Genomic DNA, 17,291 nt, shown 5'->3' with positions numbered 1-17,291 from the left:
ATTAAAAATAGTTAATTTCTTTTTACAATAGTTGGCGAAGCCTGAGCCGTTGGGTACACAATCAAGTCAGCAATGTTGACGTGATAAGGTCGTGTCACCACAAAGTGAATAATATCCGCAATATCCTCAGGTTTCAAAGGTGTTAATCCTTTGTAAACAGTAGCAGCACGTTCGGTATCGCCTTTAAAACGCACTTCGCTAAACTCAGTTTCAACCATTCCGGGATGAATTCCTCCCACACGAATTCCGTAAGGATTCAAATCGATTCGCATACTCTGATTTAGCGCATCTACCGCATATTTTGAGGCGCAATACACATTGCCATTCGGGTACACTTCTTTCCCAGCAATCGACCCAATGTTAATGATGTGTCCAGATTCTTTGGCAATCATTTTTGGAATAATCGCTTTAGAAACATACAGCAATCCTTTGACATTAATATCTATCATAGCGTCCCAGTCGTCCATATCCCCATTTTGGATGGAATCAAGACCGTGGGCATTTCCAGCATTATTTACCAAAATGTCAATATCCGCAAAAGCTTCCGGTAAAGAAGCAATGCTTTCAAAAACCGCTTTTTTATCGCGAACATCAAAACACAAATGGTGAACAGCAGTAAAAGCGCTCAATTCTTTTTCCAAGGCTTCCAATCGGTCTTTTCTTCGGCCACAAAGCACAATTTTAAAATTATTTTGAGCGAGTAATGTTGCGGTTGCTTTTCCGATACCGCTGGTAGCACCAGTGATTAAGGCAGTTTTTATCATAAAATGTAAGTTGATAAGAGTTTAAGAATTTTTAGGAACAGTAACAAAGGGAATTATCAGGAGACAAAGTCCCGCTATCCGCTATATCTTTTGTAGCGCTGGGTTTACAGAAACCCAACGCTACAAAAGGATGCCGCTCCTATCGGGGTTAAAAGGCAACAAATTACCTTTTTGGCATCATTTATAGGACCACTAAGGTACTTCGTTACCCATACTTTCGGTCCAAATCGCAAACCAATCTTCTTGCGATAATTGTAATTCAGTAGCTTTCATCAACGACTGAATACGAGCCACATTTACCGTTCCTGCAATTGGAACAATATGAGCAGGGTGTTTTAAAATCCAAGCCAATAAAATCGTGTCGGCACCAATTTCATATTTAGAAACTAGCGTTGCCAATAATTTGCGCAAGCGGAAAGTTTGCATATTTTCTTGACGGAAAACACTTCCCAGCGGATTCCAAGACAACGGACGAATTTGATGCAGTTGCATATAATCCAAACTTCCGTCAAGCATCGGCTGATAATCCGTAGCCGAAAATTGAATTTGGTTAAACGAAATCGGAGTTTTTTGTCGAATCAATTCGGTTTGTGAACTCGTAAAATTCGACACTCCAAAATCAATGATTTTTCCCTCGGATTTTAATTTCTCAACCGCTTCAGCAATTTCGTCGGCTTGCATCAACGGACTTGGTCGGTGCAATAAAAGGATATCAAGATAGTCCGTCTTTAGGTTTTTCAAAGAGTTTTCTACAGACCATAGAATATAGTCTTTAGAATAATCATAATGTTTAATGGTGTTGTTTCTTTTTTCGGCCAGCATTTGAATGCCACATTTCGAAATCAATTGAATTTGCTCTCTTTTAATTTTTGAATTCGAAAGTGCTTTTCCAAACTGAGCTTCAGTGGTATAACTGCCATAAATATCGGCGTGGTCAAAAGTGGTTATTTTGTTTTCAAAACAGATGTGGATGAGATTTTCCATCTCTTTTGTTTTGAGATTTTTGTCCCAAACGCCCCAATTCATCGCACCAGCAATAATAGGGGATAATGAAGATTTAGTCATGCTTAAAATGTGATTAAAATGTAATTTAACTTTGGAAATAAAGTAATTTTTTCAAAGTTCTTAAAATTTAATAGATAGTATCATAATTCTTACTTAAAATTCGGGAATCTTCCGAACTTTTAACCATTTTTTAACACCAAACGTCTAAAAAAAAATTCAATTTGCACCATCAAAACAAGGGACAAATATCAAAGAGAATAAAAACTAAACAATGGAAGAAAATACAACAACTTTAGACATTAGAGCAATCAATGAGAAAATAGAAAGGGAGAGTGCTTTTATAGATTTGCTTACAATGGAAATGAACAAAGTTATTGTGGGACAAAAACATATGGTAGAGCGATTGCTAATCGGGCTTTTAGGTCAAGGACACATTCTGTTAGAAGGAGTGCCAGGATTAGCCAAAACATTAGCCATCAATACCCTATCACAAGCTGTTCAAGGTTCTTTTAGCAGAATTCAATTTACCCCAGATTTATTGCCTGCCGATGTGGTAGGTACGATGATTTATAACATCAAGCAAAATGAATTCTCTATCAAAAAAGGGCCCATTTTTGCCAATTTCGTGCTTGCCGATGAGATTAACCGTGCGCCTGCAAAAGTACAATCAGCTTTGCTAGAAGCGATGCAGGAAAAGCAAGTAACCATTGGTGATACTACCTTCAAATTAGACAAACCCTTTTTGGTATTGGCCACACAAAACCCGATTGAGCAAGAAGGAACCTACCAGTTGCCAGAAGCTCAAGTGGACCGTTTTATGCTTAAAACAGTAATAGACTATCCGAAAATGGAAGACGAACGTTATGTAATTCGTCAAAATTTAAAAGGAAGCTACGAAAAAGTAAATCCAGTTGTTTCTGTCGAACAAATTTTACGTGCGCAAGAAGCGGTTCGTGAAGTGTATATGGACGAAAAAATAGAAAAATATATCTTGGATATTATTTTCGCAACGCGTTACCCTGAGAAATATAAACTAGCCGATTTGAAACCTTTGATTGGTTTTGGAGCTTCGCCTCGTGGAAGTATCAATTTGGCCAATGCGGCTAAATGTTATGCGTTTATCAAACGTCGTGGCTATGTAATTCCAGAAGATGTTCGCGCTGTGGTTCACGATGTATTGCGTCACCGTATCGGAGTAACCTACGAAGCCGAAGCTGAAAACGTAACTTCGGTAGACATCATCAACAAAATCGTAAACGAAATCGAAGTACCTTAAAATAAGTGCTCAGTGTTCAGGTTTTTAGTATTCACTTTACAATCAATACTTTTAATGGAACACTTATAATATAGAAAGGCTTTTAGAATTTGAACTTTTACTGTTCACTTTCTAACTGATTACTGAACACTAATAAAAAATGGATACAAAAGAGCTTTTAAAAAAAGTACGAAAAATAGAAATCAAAACCAGACGATTGAGTGATCATATCTTCTCTGGTGAGTATCATACCTCTTTCAAAGGCCGCGGAATGACGTTTAGCGAAGTGCGTCAATACCAATATGGTGACGACATTCGCGCTATCGATTGGAATGTAACTGCCCGTTACAACGAAGCCCACGTAAAAGTTTTTGAAGAAGAACGCGAATTGACTATGATGTTAATGGTCGATATTTCGGGTTCTGAAAATTTTGGCTCTACCACTCAGTTCAAAAAAGAAATTGTCATTGAAATTGCCGCAACTATGGCTTTTTCGGCCACTCAAAATAATGACAAAATAGGTTTGATTTTGTTTTCGGATGAAATAGAATTGTACATTCCACCCAAAAAAGGACGTTCTCACGTCTTGCGTCTGATACGTGAACTAATCGAATTTGAGCCTAAAAGCCATAAAACGGATATTGCTCAAGCTTTGAAATTTCTATCAAGTACTCAAAAAAAGAAAGCGATTGTCTTTATGATTTCTGATTTTATGTGTGAAAACTACGAGCAAACCCTGAAGATTGCTTCCAAAAAGCACGATATTACTGGAATACGAGTGTACGATATTCGCGAAGAAAAAATGCCCAATTTAGGAATGGTGACGATGCTCGATGCCGAAACAGGACGAACTCAATTAATCAATACAGGTTCAAAAACAGTTCGAATGAATTATGAAAAGCACTATCAAGATAAAGTGAATTATTTTAAGGAAACCTTTCGTAAGTCAGGCTCAGGAGTTGTGAACACAAGAGTTGATGAAAGTTACGTGACTAAACTATTGAGTTATTTTAAATCTCGTTAAACTAATTCTTGCAGAGTTTAAACTCTGTAAGGGTTAAAGTTAAAAACAAATGAAAATTAAACTTTACCTATTATTTATAGCGCTATCGACTTCTCTTTTTGCTCAGCAAAAACAAGTGCTCACGTCTATAGACACCACCAAAAATAAAATTGGCGCGGAGTTTAAACTAACTCTAAAGACTACGGTAAAAACTACTTCAAAGGTTGCTTTTCCTAACCTAAAAAATATAGGACCATTAGAAGTTATCGAATCCTATCCAATTGATACGGTTAAAAAAAATGACCAATTGGAGTTGATCAAAAAATATGGTTTGACTCAGTTTGATTCTGGAAAATACACGATTCCTTCGGTTAAAATTTTAATTGATAAAAAGCCTTTTTTCTCGGATTCTATTAAAGTCGAAGTCGCTAATGTTGCTGTTGATACATTGAAACAAAAAATGTACGACATCAAAGGCATCATCAAAGCGCAAGATTCTTGGGGCAATTGGTGGTTGTATTTTTTGATTGCTCTTGTTATCATTGGAGCAGTAGCCTATTGGTACCTCAAAATTCGTAAAAAAACAGTGGCTCCAGAAGTTGTTGTTTTCAAAACGCCTATCGAAAAAGCCACGAGTTTATTGAATACGTTGGAGCAAAAAGAGCTTTGGCAAAAAGGCGATGTAAAAGCATATTATAGTGAATTGACGGATATTGCTAGAAATTATATTGAAGAAGCCATAGCCATTCCAGCGATGGAAAGTACCACAGCGGAATTAGTTGCGGGACTAAAAGCGGCTTCTCAGAAAAAGAAAATGAAGTTGTCTCAAGAAACAATCGATAACTTGGAACGTGTTTTGAAACAAGCGGATTTGGTAAAATTTGCCAAATCTAAACCTCTAGATTTTGAAATCACTGAAGATAGAAATAAAATTCAAAAAGCGATTTTAACCCTTGATAATGCAATACCTGTTGTAGTTGAATCTGAAGAGGAAAATGTGTTGAACGAAGCACAAAAACAAAAACAGCTACAACTACAATTAGAAAAAGAACGCAAAGCCAAAATTAGAACTTATGTTGGTGTTGGTGTAGGAATCGTAGTCGGAGTATTCTTATTTTTTGTGGTGACCAATGGGTTTATGTATACGGTACACTCTATTATCGGACATCAAACCAAAGAATTATTAGAAGGGGAATGGGTGAAAAGTCAATACGGAAATCCAGGTGTAATCATTGAAACTCCAGAAGTATTGACGCGTGTCGATTTGAAAAAAGCATTACCAAAAGAAGGTTTGGCATTAATTAAAGATATGCAATCCTTTGGTTATGGAAGCTTTTTAGGAGATTTCTATTTGATGGTGTCCACTTATAGTTTCAAACAAGAAAATGCCCTTGATTTGTCAAAAGCCCTCGAAAGTTCTATAAAAATGATGGAATTACAAGGCGCTCAAAATATGCTCGTTAAACAAGAGGATTTTGAAACTCCTGAAGGATTAAAAGGTATCAAAGGTTACGGAACATTCTCCAAAGTTGACGATAAATCCAATAGCAGTACGAAATTGTATTATGAGATTTTATTGTTTAGTCAAAATGGCGGATTGCAGCAAATTATGATTTTGCACGAAGAAGGAGATGAGTACGCCACAAAAATAGCAGAACGTATATTGAATTCTGTTGAATTAAAACTAGCAAGAAACTAATGGAAAAGATAACGTTTTTAAATCCAGAATTTTTTTGGTTGTTCTTGTTACTGCCAGTGGTGATTGCTTGGTTATTCTGGAAAAGAAATCATCAAGTGGCTGCGCTTAAAATGAGTTCAACAGCAGGCTTTCAAGGAAAAAAATCATTTTGGGTGCAGTTGAAACCTTACTTGAGCGTGTTTAGAATTTTGGCCTTAGCGTTGTTGATTGTGGCAATGGCAAGACCTAGAACAGTCGATGTGAGCAATAGAACGAAAACCACCAAAGGAATTGATATCGTGATGGCGATTGACGTTTCTGGAAGTATGTTGGCCAAAGATTTAAAGCCCAACCGAATGGAAGCCCTAAAACGTGTGGCAGCCAGTTTCGTTGACGAAAGACCCAATGACCGTATTGGATTGGTAGTGTATGCTGCCGAATCGTATACCAAAACTCCTGTGACTAGTGATAAAGCGATTGTTCAAGAAGCTATCAAAAGCATAAAATACGACAACGTTTTGCAAGACGGAACTGGAATTGGAATGGGATTGGCGACAGCTGTAAACCGTTTGAAAGACAGCAAAGCTAAAAGTAAAGTCATTATTCTCTTGACGGATGGTGTAAACAATGCTGGTTTTATTGAACCAGAAACCGCTTCAGACATTGCTAGACAATACGGAATCAAAGTCTACACTATCGGTATTGGAACAAATGGAATGGCAATGTTTCCTTATGCTATCGCACCGAATGGAGGCTTTTTGTTCCAAATGATGAAAGTAGAAATCGATGAGCAATTAATGAAAAACATTGCCCGAAAAACCGACGGTAAATATTTTAGAGCGACGAGCAATGACAAACTAGCACAGATTTACAACGAAATCAACAAACTCGAAACGACAGAAATAGAAGAATTGAAGTTCTATGACTACGATGAAAAGTTCCGATTTTTTGTATTGCTAGCGGGACTATTGTTGCTCATTGAAGTTGGTTTGAGAAATACAGTGTACAGAAGTTTTATTTAAAGTTAAAACAAAGAAAATAATAAATATCAGTTTGCAATTTAACTTGTGAACTTAGTGAAAACTTAGTGCCCTTAGTGGTTAAATACAAATGGAATTAGACGAAAAAAAATATTTATACCTACTCATCCTATTGCCTCTTTTGGTAGTGGTTTTCTTGTACAATTTGTATTGGAAAAGAAAAAAACAACGTGAATTTGGTTCGGTTGAAATGGTGCAAAAGTTGAGTCCAGATAGCTCTAGTTTTAAATCGGTATTGAAACTAATTGTTATCGTATTGGCTTTTGCATCCTTGATTTTAGGATTGGTAAATCCTAAAATTGGCACCAAAATGGAAACGGTGAAGCGTGAAGGTATTGATATTGTTTTCGCGGTCGATGTTTCTAAAAGTATGCTGGCAGAGGATATCGCGCCAAGTCGTTTAGAAAAAAGTAAGCAAATTGTATCGCAAATCATCAATCAACTCGGCAGTGACCGCATTGGTATTGTAGCTTATGCTGGAAGTGCTTTTCCAGTGTTGCCAATCACTTCAGATTACGGTGTGGCGAAGATGTTTTTGCAAAGTATGAATACCGACATTGTTTCGTCTCAAGGAACTTCTTTAGACGAAGCGATTAAATTATCGGCTACTTATTTTGACGAAAAAAGCAAAACAAGCAAGTTGATGATTATGATTTCGGATGGAGAAGACCATTCAGAAGGAGCCGAAAGTGCCGCCGAAGAAGCCAATAAAATTGGTATGAAAATCATCACTATTGGTGTTGGTACGGAGAAGGGTGGTACGATTCCTTTGCGTCGTAACGGTGTGATTGAAAGCTATAAAAGAGACAAAGACAATCAAATCGTTATCACAAAACTGAATCCAGAAAGCTTGAAAAGTATCGCAAAAGCGACGAATGGGAATTATGTAAACGGTGCAAATACCAAAGAAGTGTTAGAATTCGTAAAAAACACTTTGGATAAAATCCAAAAAACAGAATTTGAAGCGACCGAAATGGCAGAGTATCAATCTCAATTTCAATGGTTTTTAGCGATTGGTTTTCTGTTGCTTTTGGTAGATGTATTTCTATTAGAGCGCAAAACAAGTTGGGTGAAAAAATTGAATTTGTTTAACGAGAAATAATGTTTTCTAAACTCAATGTGAAGTTGATAAATGTACTTGAAAGTGATAAAATACAAAATTACAAATGATTAAAAAATATTTCATATTCCTTTTCTTGTTTTCCCTTTTGGGGCTAGGAGGCCTATTTGCTCAACAAAAAGACAAAGCATTACCAAAAGCGAATGAAGAATTTGCAGAAAAAAAGTTTGTAGAAGCGGAGGCAAATTATAGAGTTTCACAATCTAAATTCCCTAACCGAACGGTCGCTCCTTACAATTTAGGAAATGCAATTTACAAGCAAAATCAAAATGCCGAAGCACAATACGCCTATGTTGAAGCACTACGCAAAGCAAAAGTAAAATCGCAAAAGCACAAAATATTGCACAATTTGGGCAATACTTTTATGAAAGATAAAAATTACGAAGCTGCAGTTGATGCCTATAAAAACGCCCTACGTTCTAATCCCGAAGATGAAGAAACGCGTTATAATTATGCTTTGGCCAAAAAAATGCTAAAAGACAATCCACCGAAAAACGATAAGGATAATAAAAAAGACAAAGATAAGAAGGACGACAAAAAAGACGGAGATAAAGACAAAGACAAAAAAGAGGATAAAGGCGATCAGGATAAAAAACAAGATCCTAATCAAAACGAGCAAAAAAACAGCAAAAATCAAGACCAAAAAGGACAACCCAAACCAAAACCTGGAGACATTTCTAAAGACCGTTTAGAAAACCTTTTGGATGCTGTAAACAACGAAGAAAAGAAAATTCAAGATAAAGTAAAAGCCAAACAAGGCCAAGGAAAACCAGTTCAAACCGAAAAAGATTGGTAATTCAAAAACCGCATTTTAAAATGAAAAAATTTATTGCAGTTGCACTTTTTATAATTGCTAACCCACTTCTGGCTCAAATTCAGTTCGAGGCACGAGTGAGTAAAAACACTTTGGCACTAAACGAACGCCTTCGTGTTGATTTTATTATGAATGTAGATGGTGATAATTTTATTCAACCTTCGTTCGATGGCTTCCGAATCATTGCAGGACCTAGTCAACAAGTAAGCCAATCGTGGGTCAACGGAAGAAGTTCATTCGAGAAAGCGTATTCATATTTCTTAGTTCCTACCCGAAAAGGAGCTTTGGTAATCAAACAAGCAGCTATTGAATTTAATGGACAAGTCTATAAAACAAATCCTGTCAAAATTAATGTAACTAACGCAGTACAGCAATCGGAGGAAGAGAATGACGGACAAATTTCTGCAGATAATAATTTGTATTTAGTAGCCGATGTTTCTAAAACCAATCCGTATATTAATGAGCCAATAACTGTAGTTTATAAATTGTATTTCAGCTATAATATCGGAATTTCAAATTGGCGTGAGTTAAGTAAACCGAAATACAATGATTTTTGGAGTCAAAATATTGATATCAAACAATTAGTTGCTGAGGAAGGGATGTTCAAAGGTGAGCGTTTCCGTTATGTAGTGCTAAGAAAGACTGTTTTATATCCTCAAAAATCAGGAAAACTCGAAATAGAACCGTTATCGCTCGACATAGATGTACAGTTGCCTACTAACAGAAGAGATATGTTTGGGCAAATGATGATTCGAGAAACGAGCAAAAGAGTGTCTGCAGGATCAAAAACTATTGCGGTAAAAGGATTACCAGAATCCGGCAAGCCAGCAGATTTTTCAGGTGCCGTGGGAAGTTTTGATTTTAAAGTTACACCAAGTAAAACAACGCTTCACAATGGAGAAAGTTTAGAATTGGTAGTAAGCGCTGCTGGAAAAGGCAATCTTAAATTATTTACCTTGCCTAAACCAGTTGTTCCAAACGCCTTAGAAATGTATGATCCGGTTCATACTGAATCGGTAAATACGCCACTTTCTGGAATGACAGGTAAGATTTCGGATAGTTATACCATTATTCCGCAGTTCAAAGGAACCTATCCAATCAAACCAATGCAGTTCTCTTATTTTGATTTGAATTCGGGCAGCTATAAAACGATTACTTCACCCGAAATTTTAGTCACTGTTTTAGATGGTCCGACGGCTACAGATAGTACTGCAGTGGCGAGCACCGCTAAAAATAAAATCAGTAATGTAGAGCAATTCAAATTCATCAAGCTCAAAACAGAACTTGCCGATGTTCACGCAAAGGATTTCTTAGGTTCCAATAGCTTTTATGTGTTGTTATTGCTTCCTTTTGGAATAATTCCTTTGATTGTGATTTTCAAAAAGAAAAAAGAAGCCATAGATAGCGATGTCTTTGGTAATCGAATCAAAATGAACAATAAGTTGGCCAAGAAATATTTGTCGGAAGCCAAAAAACAAATTGCAAACAAAGAGTTATTCTATGTGGCACTCGAAAAAGCGATGCATAATTTCTTAAAAGCCAAATTACACATCGAAACCTCAGAAATGAGTAAGGATAATATTCAAGAGTTATTGTTGTCGAGAAAAGCCAATCCTGAAGCTGTAAACGATTTTATTGCCTTGACAGAAAATTGTGAGATTGCTCGTTATGCGCCTTCTTCTAGCGCCTCGATTCAGCAAGATTTTGATAAAGCCGTTGAAATTATTTCGGGATTAGAAAAACAAATTGTGTAAACCACAAAGAATAGAAGTGTAATCAAGAATAATTAAACGGTACACTTTAAAATAGTGGCCTTAGTGCTTTCTTTATGATCTTTGTGTTTAAAATTAAATCAACATATGAAAAATATAGTTTATTTATTATTATTTATAACCAGTGTTTTAACTGCTCAAAATGGTTTTGAAGCAGGGAATGCATTGTATAAAAAAGGGCAATACGAGCAAGCCATTCAGGCCTATGAATCGGTGGTGCAAACGGAGAAAAAAGAATCGGCCGATTTGTATTTCAATTTGGGCAATTGTTATTACAAACTCAATCAAGTAGCACCAGCTATTTATAATTACGAGAAAGCTTTGGTTTTAAAGCCCAATGATTCAGAAATTCTAAACAATTTGAAATTTGCCCAAAAGAAAACCATCGATGAAATTAAAGTGGTTCCCAAAGTAGGTTTCGAGAAACTAGTACACGATTTTACCGCTTTCTTTCATTATGATACTTGGGGATGGATCTCGATTGGGTTTGCTGTTGTAGTTCTATTCCTTTTTTTAGGATACTATTTTACTCAAACTTCTTTAGCGAAACGTGTTTTTTTCTTTGGAATGTTTTTTGGACTACTTTTCGTTTTGATAAGTGTTTTTGCAGGTTATTTTGAGCAAAGTCATTTTAAAAATGATCGACCAGCCATCCTTTTTGTAGCTATGACAGAAGTCAAAAGCGAACCACAGAACTCCAGTCCAGCAGTTATAATGTTACACGAAGGTGCCAAAGTCTATGTATTGGAAAATTTAGAGCAATGGCGAAAAGTACAACTCACAGATGGGACTGAGGGTTGGCTTAATGCTAGTGCGATTAAGGAAGTAAAATAAAATAGTAAGTTAAATTTAATTAAAAGAGGGGTGTTTCTAGACTGAGGAAACACCCTTTTTTTTGCTTAAAACCCTAGAAAAATCAATGTTTTTTAAATGAGATTATGTTAAAATTAGCAATTGGTGCATTATGTGAAAAAAGCATATGAATTCAGGTAAAATTATGGATAGTGTTTTTTCTATACTAATTGTGTGAATTTAATTTTATATATAGCGTTAAAATTATTTTGAATTTTTATCAGTTTCTAGGATTTAAAGGGGTTGCGAGTACTAAGGAGTTTTTTTTATTAACAAAATCTTATCATTTTTGCGCAATAACCAAATCTAAATTTAAATTTATGAGATCAAAATTCAAATGGATTTTTTCTTTTTTATTGATGTTGTCAATACAGTTTATTTTCGCTCAAACGAAAACCGTATCTGGTACAGTAAGCGATGAAACAGGTGCTTTGCCAGGTGTCAATATAGTTGTTGTAGGTTCTAAAACATCAACTCAAACAGGTTTTGATGGAACTTATTTTATTAAAGCTAAAGAAGGAGATGTTTTGTTGTTTTCTTTTTTAGGTATGGACAATACGAAAGTTACTGTAAATGCCTCTTCTGTGTTTGATGTTAAAATGAAAGGGACAGTTAAATTAGAAGAAGTAGTAGTAGTAGCTTATGGAAAGGCTAAAAAAAGTTCTTATACTGGGTCTGCCGTTGCGATAAAGGCTGAAGTTCTTGAGAATAGAGCCGTAACAAACGTTTTGTCTGCTATTGAAGGAGCTACATCTGGAGTTCAAATTCAAAGTGCATCAGGACAACCTGGAACAGCTCCTGCTGTAAGGATTCGTGGTTTCAGTTCTGTAAATGGTTCTAATACACCTCTATATGTTGTTGATGGTGTGCCTTTTGCAGGTGATATTAGCAATATAAATTCTAATGATATTGAAAGCTTGACCATTCTTAAAGATGCCTCTTCAACTTCTCTTTATGGATCAAAAGCAGCAAATGGAGTGATTATTATCACTACTAAATCTGGTAAATCTTCAAAGGATAAGTTTTCAGTAAACATCAGCCAAGGTTTGTCTTCTAGAATGATAAAAGAATATGAACGAGTTAATGCTTATGATTACTATCCGCTAATTTGGGAATCTATTAGAAATAGTCGTGCAATGGGTACAACTGCTCAGATTGATGCCGCTAATCTTTATGCGTCAAATAGAGTAGCACAAGAATTAGTGGTTAATCCTTTTAATGTTCCTAATACACAAATCGTTGGTTTGGATGGTAAATTAAATCCAAACGCTTCACTTTTGTATCCTGAAGATTTAGATTGGAGCAAACATTTAGAAAGAGCTGGTGTTCGTCAGAATGCCGACTTTTCTTATCAAGGAAAATCTGAGAAGTCAAATTATTTTGCCTCTATTGGTTACCTTAATGAAGAAGGATACATTCAAAAATCCGATTATGAAAGAGTTTCAGCGCGTTTAAATTTGAATACTTCTTTCAACGATTGGTTTAAAACCGGTATTAATTTATCAGGAACAACTACTGATTCTAATTTGGCAGTTGACGGAGTAGCAAACTCGACTTCTATAAACAATCCATTTAGGACGATAAGATATATGGGACCAATTTATCCTGTTTTTGATCATGCTGCTGACGGAAGTTATATTTATGATTCAGCGGGGAATAAGGTCTATTCTACAGTTAGAGGTTCTGGAGCCTCAAATGGTAGAAATATTGTTTATGAAACTTTAAATAATAAAGATAATCAAAAAGGATTAGCGCTTTCTGCAAGAACTTTTGCTGAATTTAAGTTTTTGTCAAACTTTAAATTTACTGTTAATGCTTCGTTAGACAAATCGTATTTTAACAGAACTTTTGCTTATAATAAAGAAATTGGTGATGGTGCGCCAAATGGTTTATTGTCTAAAGAAAATAGGATAATCACTGGTTTAACGTATAATCAATTGTTAAATTATGATAAAAAAATTGGGAATCATACTTTTTCAGCGTTATTAGGTCATGAATCTTTTGATTATCGTTTTGATTGGTTTAATGCCACAAAGACTACAGAAACTACATTAGACAATACTGAGTTTATTAATTATGTAACACCTACGGCATTAAGTTCTTATCAAAGAGGTTATGCAACTGAATCGTATTTTACAAGAGTAGGATATGATTTCATGGATAAATATATAGTTTCCGCTTCACTTAGAAGGGATGGTTCTTCAAAATTTGCCAAAAATAATAGATGGGGTAATTTTTGGTCCTTTGGTGGAGCTTGGGTAATTTCTAAAGAGAATTTTTTAACTGACTCTTCTTGGTTAAATGAGTTGAAATTAAGATCTTCTATTGGTGAAGTAGGTAATGATTCTCATACTAGTAATGACGGTTTAAGTTTTTATGCTTCGCAACCAACATTTGGTTTAGGATTTGATAATGGTAACGAGGGAGGGCTTTTAACAAATGACCAAGGGGCGCCAAACCTAAAATGGGAAAAAAACACCCAAAAAGACGTTGCTGTAGAATTTGGTTTATTTAATAATAGGTTAAATGGTAGCGTTGAATATTATAATAGAAGTACGGATGGTTTAATATTTGCTGTTCCAAATCCTTTGTCTTCCGGTCTTGATAATAGAATTGAAAACATTGGATCTATGTTTAATAGTGGTTTTGAAGTAACATTAGAAGGAAAAGTTATAAAAACAAAAGATTTCACATGGGGTCTTAATTTAAGTGCTTCAACTATTAAAAATGAAATTACTAGTTTACCTCAAAAAGAGATAATTAATGGTACCAAAAAGTTTACAGTAGGTAGCTCTATTTATGATTATTGGTTAAGAGACTGGTACGGAGTTGATCCAGCTGATGGCTATGCTTTGTATGTTTCTGATCCAGCATTAATTGTTGCAGGAGATACAACCCAAAGAGTTGTTAATGGTGTTAACGTAACAACCGATCAAAATAAAGCACTATATAGTTATAATGGTTCATCAATTCCAGATTTATTTGGAAGTTTTGGTACAAATTTAGAATATAAAGGCTTGAAATTAAATGTTTTATTCTCTTATCAATTAGGAGGTTTGACCTATGATTCTAACTACGCAGCTTTAATGCATACAGGTATTACTTATGGTAGTGCTTTGAGTGTAGATGCGCTTGATAGATGGCAAAAAGCTGGAGATATCACTAACGTTCCTCGAATGGATATCAATAGAAACACTCAGTCTACAGCTCAGTCGGATAGATGGTTAATAAGTTCTGATTTCTTGTCACTTAGACAAGTTAATTTATCTTATAACTTGCCTTCTCAATTAACGACAAGATTAGGTATAGATAACTCTACTTTGTATGTAAATGGTGAAAATTTACTGTTATTTACTAAACGTCAGGGCTTAGATCCTTCGCAAACATTTAATGGAACGTCCCAAAATAGATTTACTCCTTCAAGAGTAATTACATTAGGGATGAACTTAAACTTTTAAAAATCGTATATGAAAGCAAATTTTTTTAAAAATATATTCTTAGTAACATTAGTACTTACTATTGTTTCTTGTTCAGAGGATTTTTTGGATAAGAAACCAACGGAATTTGTAGATACAGAGGCTGCTGTTGGTACAACAGATGGTTTAATGGCATTTTTGAATGGTATTCATAGATCCTTATACATTAGATATGAGGATAATCAAAGTCATAATGGGTTGGGGTCATTAATGCAACAAGCAGACATTGTTGGTGATGATGTTGTTTTTACTGCTTCTAATAGTTGGTTTTTGACTGTTTATAACTGGACAGGTGTTGCTAATGTTAACTCAGCTGAAATTAGGTTTCCTTATAGAACTTATTATAGAGTAATTAGAAATGCTAATACAATAATAAATAATACAGATTCAGCTGTTGGTACTTTAGCAGAAAAAAATATAATAAAAGGTCAAGCATTATTGTATAGAGCTTTTTCTTACTATCAATTAGTACAATTGTATGGCAAAAGGTATGTTAATGGTGCGGTTAATGATCAAATGGGTGTTCCATTAGTTTTAACAGTTGGCTACGATCCAGTGCCTCGTGCTACTGTAGAAGAAGTTTATGCCCAAATTAATAAAGATTTAGATGAAGCAAATGTTTTACTTGTTGCTTATAAAAGGCCTAATAACTCTCATCTAAATTTAAGCGTTGCTCAAGGTTTAAAAGCTAGAGTTGCTTTAACACAAGGAAACTGGGCTATTGCGGCTGATTATGCTAATAAAGCAAAATCTGGGTTGTCTTTAATGACTAACGAAGAATATCTAAAAGGGTTTAATGATTATAGTGCGAAAGAATGGATGTGGGGTAGTCATATTAGTGAAGTACATACAGACTATTTTGGTAATTTTGGTGCCTTTATGTCTAGAAATTATAATTCTACTGTTATTCGTTCTTGTCCTAAGGCAATTAATAGCAAGCTTTATAATTTAATTCCTAGTACTGATGTTAGGTCAAAGATATTTGACAAGACAGGTCAGCATACTGACTTAGTATTGGCTTCAAGTTACAGTAAATTTCCGTATACTAGTCAGAAGTTTTTATCGGTTAGTACTGGAGATAGTAGATGTGATGTTCCTTATATGAGGGTTGCGGAAATGTATCTTATTGAAGCAGAAGCAAAAGCAAGATTAGGTTTAGCTGATGCAAATCAAGTTTTATTTACTTTAGTCTCTAATAGAAACCCATCTTATGTTTTGTCTACAAATACAGGAGATGCTTTGGTTAATGAGATTTTGTTACAAAGAAGAATTGAACTTTGGGGCGAAGGTTTTAGATTTTTTGATTTAAAAAGAACTAATGCTGCATTAGATAGAACTGGAGCAAATCATAACTCTTCACTTGTTGGAGGTGTTTTAAATGTTCCAGCAGGAGATAAAAGATGGCAATGGTTAATTCCTATTGCTGAGATTAATGCAAATCCATTACTCAAACAAAACGAATTGTAAGTATAACGAAGGGGCTGTCATTTTTGACAGCCTTTTTTTTTAATGAAAGAGATTGAGTTTTAATGTGGACAATAGTTGATTTACACACCAGTTACAAATAGATGAGATGATTCTATTCTATTTAAGTTTACTATTTGCAGATAAGACATAATTTGATTAGAAATATTTGAGGTTATCTTTACTTGAAAAAGTTATTTTAAGTTAATTTAATATAATAATTATACTCAATTATCTGTTAAGTATGATTCTCTGTATAATTATTGTTTTAGCCTACTTGTCTTTTTTATTTTTAAAATTATTTTTAGCCATTACCAACCTTATTTTTAGGTAAAGCTTTTACAAGAAAATGAGATTAAAGAAGTACAATAAGTTAACAATTTATAATAAAATGCGCCCTTGAAATTCTGCATTCCAAGGGCGCTTTTGTATAATTTAAAAATGTAGTTCTTATTTTTTAGCTTTATCGTATAGCTTTTCTAAAGAAGGAAAAATAAAAGCAGAAGTTTTTTGTATGGGATTAAAAAATAGTGATTTATCTAAGGTTTCTTTTTTAGCTAAGAAATTATGGTAATTGATTTTTTCGAAAATCGTCAAAAATACACTGATAATCAGTACAAATTTCAACACTCGAAATACGCCACCACCTACTTTATTGATCCAACCTAGATAAGCAAAATCGGCTAGACCCGTAAAGAATTTACTGAGCATATAGATACCAACAACCACTACAATGAAAGTCAGTATAAAAGCCACTATCTGTATAGTATAAGGATTCCATTTTACAATACTTGAAATTATGGATGCCATAAGTGCTGAGAATTTTACCGCTACGTAAATTCCAATCAACAAAGAAACCAAAGAAGCCAATTCGGCAAAAAGTCCGTTTTGAATGCCTTTGAATAAGGCATAAGCCAATAAACCACCGATTAAAAGATCAAAAAAAGTCATATTTTAAGGGTAAAAAATTAAAACGGCAAATATAAAAGAAATAGACGATACCGTAACTCAATTTTCAAGTGCTTATCTTTGCGGAAAATAGTTTGAA

General features: G+C 34.7%; 13 protein-coding genes. 10 read left to right on the top strand and 3 right to left on the bottom strand.

All coding sequences use genetic code 11. The features are described from left to right. Window positions 1-11 precede the first annotated feature (11 nt). Window positions 12-764 (bottom strand): SDR family NAD(P)-dependent oxidoreductase, encoded by a 753-nt coding sequence (locus WFZ86_RS12130; RefSeq protein ID WP_342692161.1) that lies wholly within the window; start codon window positions 762-764, stop codon window positions 12-14. Between the two features lie 192 nt (window positions 765-956). Then, complete coding sequence (locus WFZ86_RS12125; protein WP_342692160.1) at window positions 957-1,829, bottom strand: aldo/keto reductase; 873 nt, start codon at window positions 1,827-1,829, stop codon at window positions 957-959. Between the two features lie 211 nt (window positions 1,830-2,040). On the opposite strand from WFZ86_RS12125, the gene WFZ86_RS12120 reads away from it, so the two are divergent. The 10 genes from WFZ86_RS12120 to WFZ86_RS12075 all read left to right on the top strand — a co-directional run bounded on the left by WFZ86_RS12120 (window position 2,041) and on the right by WFZ86_RS12075 (window position 16,246). After that, window positions 2,041-3,045 (top strand): AAA family ATPase, encoded by a 1,005-nt coding sequence (locus tag WFZ86_RS12120; protein ID WP_300977573.1) that lies wholly within the window; start codon window positions 2,041-2,043, stop codon window positions 3,043-3,045. A gap of 139 nt (window positions 3,046-3,184) precedes the next feature. Then, on the top strand, window positions 3,185-4,048 hold the full coding sequence (locus WFZ86_RS12115; RefSeq protein WP_342692159.1) for a DUF58 domain-containing protein: 864 nt from the start codon (window positions 3,185-3,187) through the stop codon (window positions 4,046-4,048). A 49-nt stretch (window positions 4,049-4,097) separates the two neighbouring features. Further along, window positions 4,098-5,726: a hypothetical protein gene (locus tag WFZ86_RS12110; protein WP_342692158.1), complete on the top strand. Its 1,629-nt coding sequence runs from the start codon at window positions 4,098-4,100 to the stop codon at window positions 5,724-5,726. Continuing rightward, window positions 5,726-6,727, top strand: a complete 1,002-nt coding sequence (locus WFZ86_RS12105; RefSeq protein WP_024982511.1) for a vWA domain-containing protein — start codon at window positions 5,726-5,728, stop codon at window positions 6,725-6,727. The genes WFZ86_RS12110 and WFZ86_RS12105 overlap by 1 nt, the downstream gene beginning before the upstream one ends. 88 nt (window positions 6,728-6,815) lie before the next feature. Continuing rightward, complete coding sequence (locus tag WFZ86_RS12100) at window positions 6,816-7,847, top strand: VWA domain-containing protein (protein WP_342692157.1); 1,032 nt, start codon at window positions 6,816-6,818, stop codon at window positions 7,845-7,847. Window positions 7,848-7,911: 64 nt separating this feature from the next. After that, complete coding sequence (locus tag WFZ86_RS12095) at window positions 7,912-8,661, top strand: tetratricopeptide repeat protein (RefSeq protein WP_342692156.1); 750 nt, start codon at window positions 7,912-7,914, stop codon at window positions 8,659-8,661. A gap of 20 nt (window positions 8,662-8,681) precedes the next feature. After that, window positions 8,682-10,433: a BatD family protein gene (locus WFZ86_RS12090; RefSeq protein WP_342692155.1), complete on the top strand. Its 1,752-nt coding sequence runs from the start codon at window positions 8,682-8,684 to the stop codon at window positions 10,431-10,433. Window positions 10,434-10,538: 105 nt separating this feature from the next. Then, window positions 10,539-11,285: a tetratricopeptide repeat protein gene (locus WFZ86_RS12085; protein ID WP_342692154.1), complete on the top strand. Its 747-nt coding sequence runs from the start codon at window positions 10,539-10,541 to the stop codon at window positions 11,283-11,285. A 338-nt stretch (window positions 11,286-11,623) separates the two neighbouring features. After that, the gene (locus tag WFZ86_RS12080) at window positions 11,624-14,761 is read left to right on the top strand and encodes a SusC/RagA family TonB-linked outer membrane protein (protein ID WP_342692153.1); all 3,138 of its coding nucleotides are present in this window, start codon (window positions 11,624-11,626) and stop codon (window positions 14,759-14,761) included. Window positions 14,762-14,770: 9 nt separating this feature from the next. After that, complete coding sequence (locus WFZ86_RS12075) at window positions 14,771-16,246, top strand: RagB/SusD family nutrient uptake outer membrane protein (RefSeq protein ID WP_342692152.1); 1,476 nt, start codon at window positions 14,771-14,773, stop codon at window positions 16,244-16,246. 447 nt (window positions 16,247-16,693) lie between these two features. On the opposite strand, the gene WFZ86_RS12070 is transcribed toward WFZ86_RS12075, so the two are convergent. Beyond that, a complete protein-coding gene (locus tag WFZ86_RS12070; RefSeq protein ID WP_159688593.1) occupies window positions 16,694-17,194 on the bottom strand; it encodes a CvpA family protein in 501 nt (166 codons plus the stop codon). Between the last annotated feature and the right edge of the window lie 97 nt (window positions 17,195-17,291).

It is taken from the genome of Flavobacterium polysaccharolyticum (assembly GCF_038739875.1).
Taxonomy (GTDB): Bacteria; Bacteroidota; Bacteroidia; order Flavobacteriales; family Flavobacteriaceae; genus Flavobacterium; species Flavobacterium polysaccharolyticum.
This window is presented reverse-complemented; position numbering and strand designations above follow the sequence as displayed.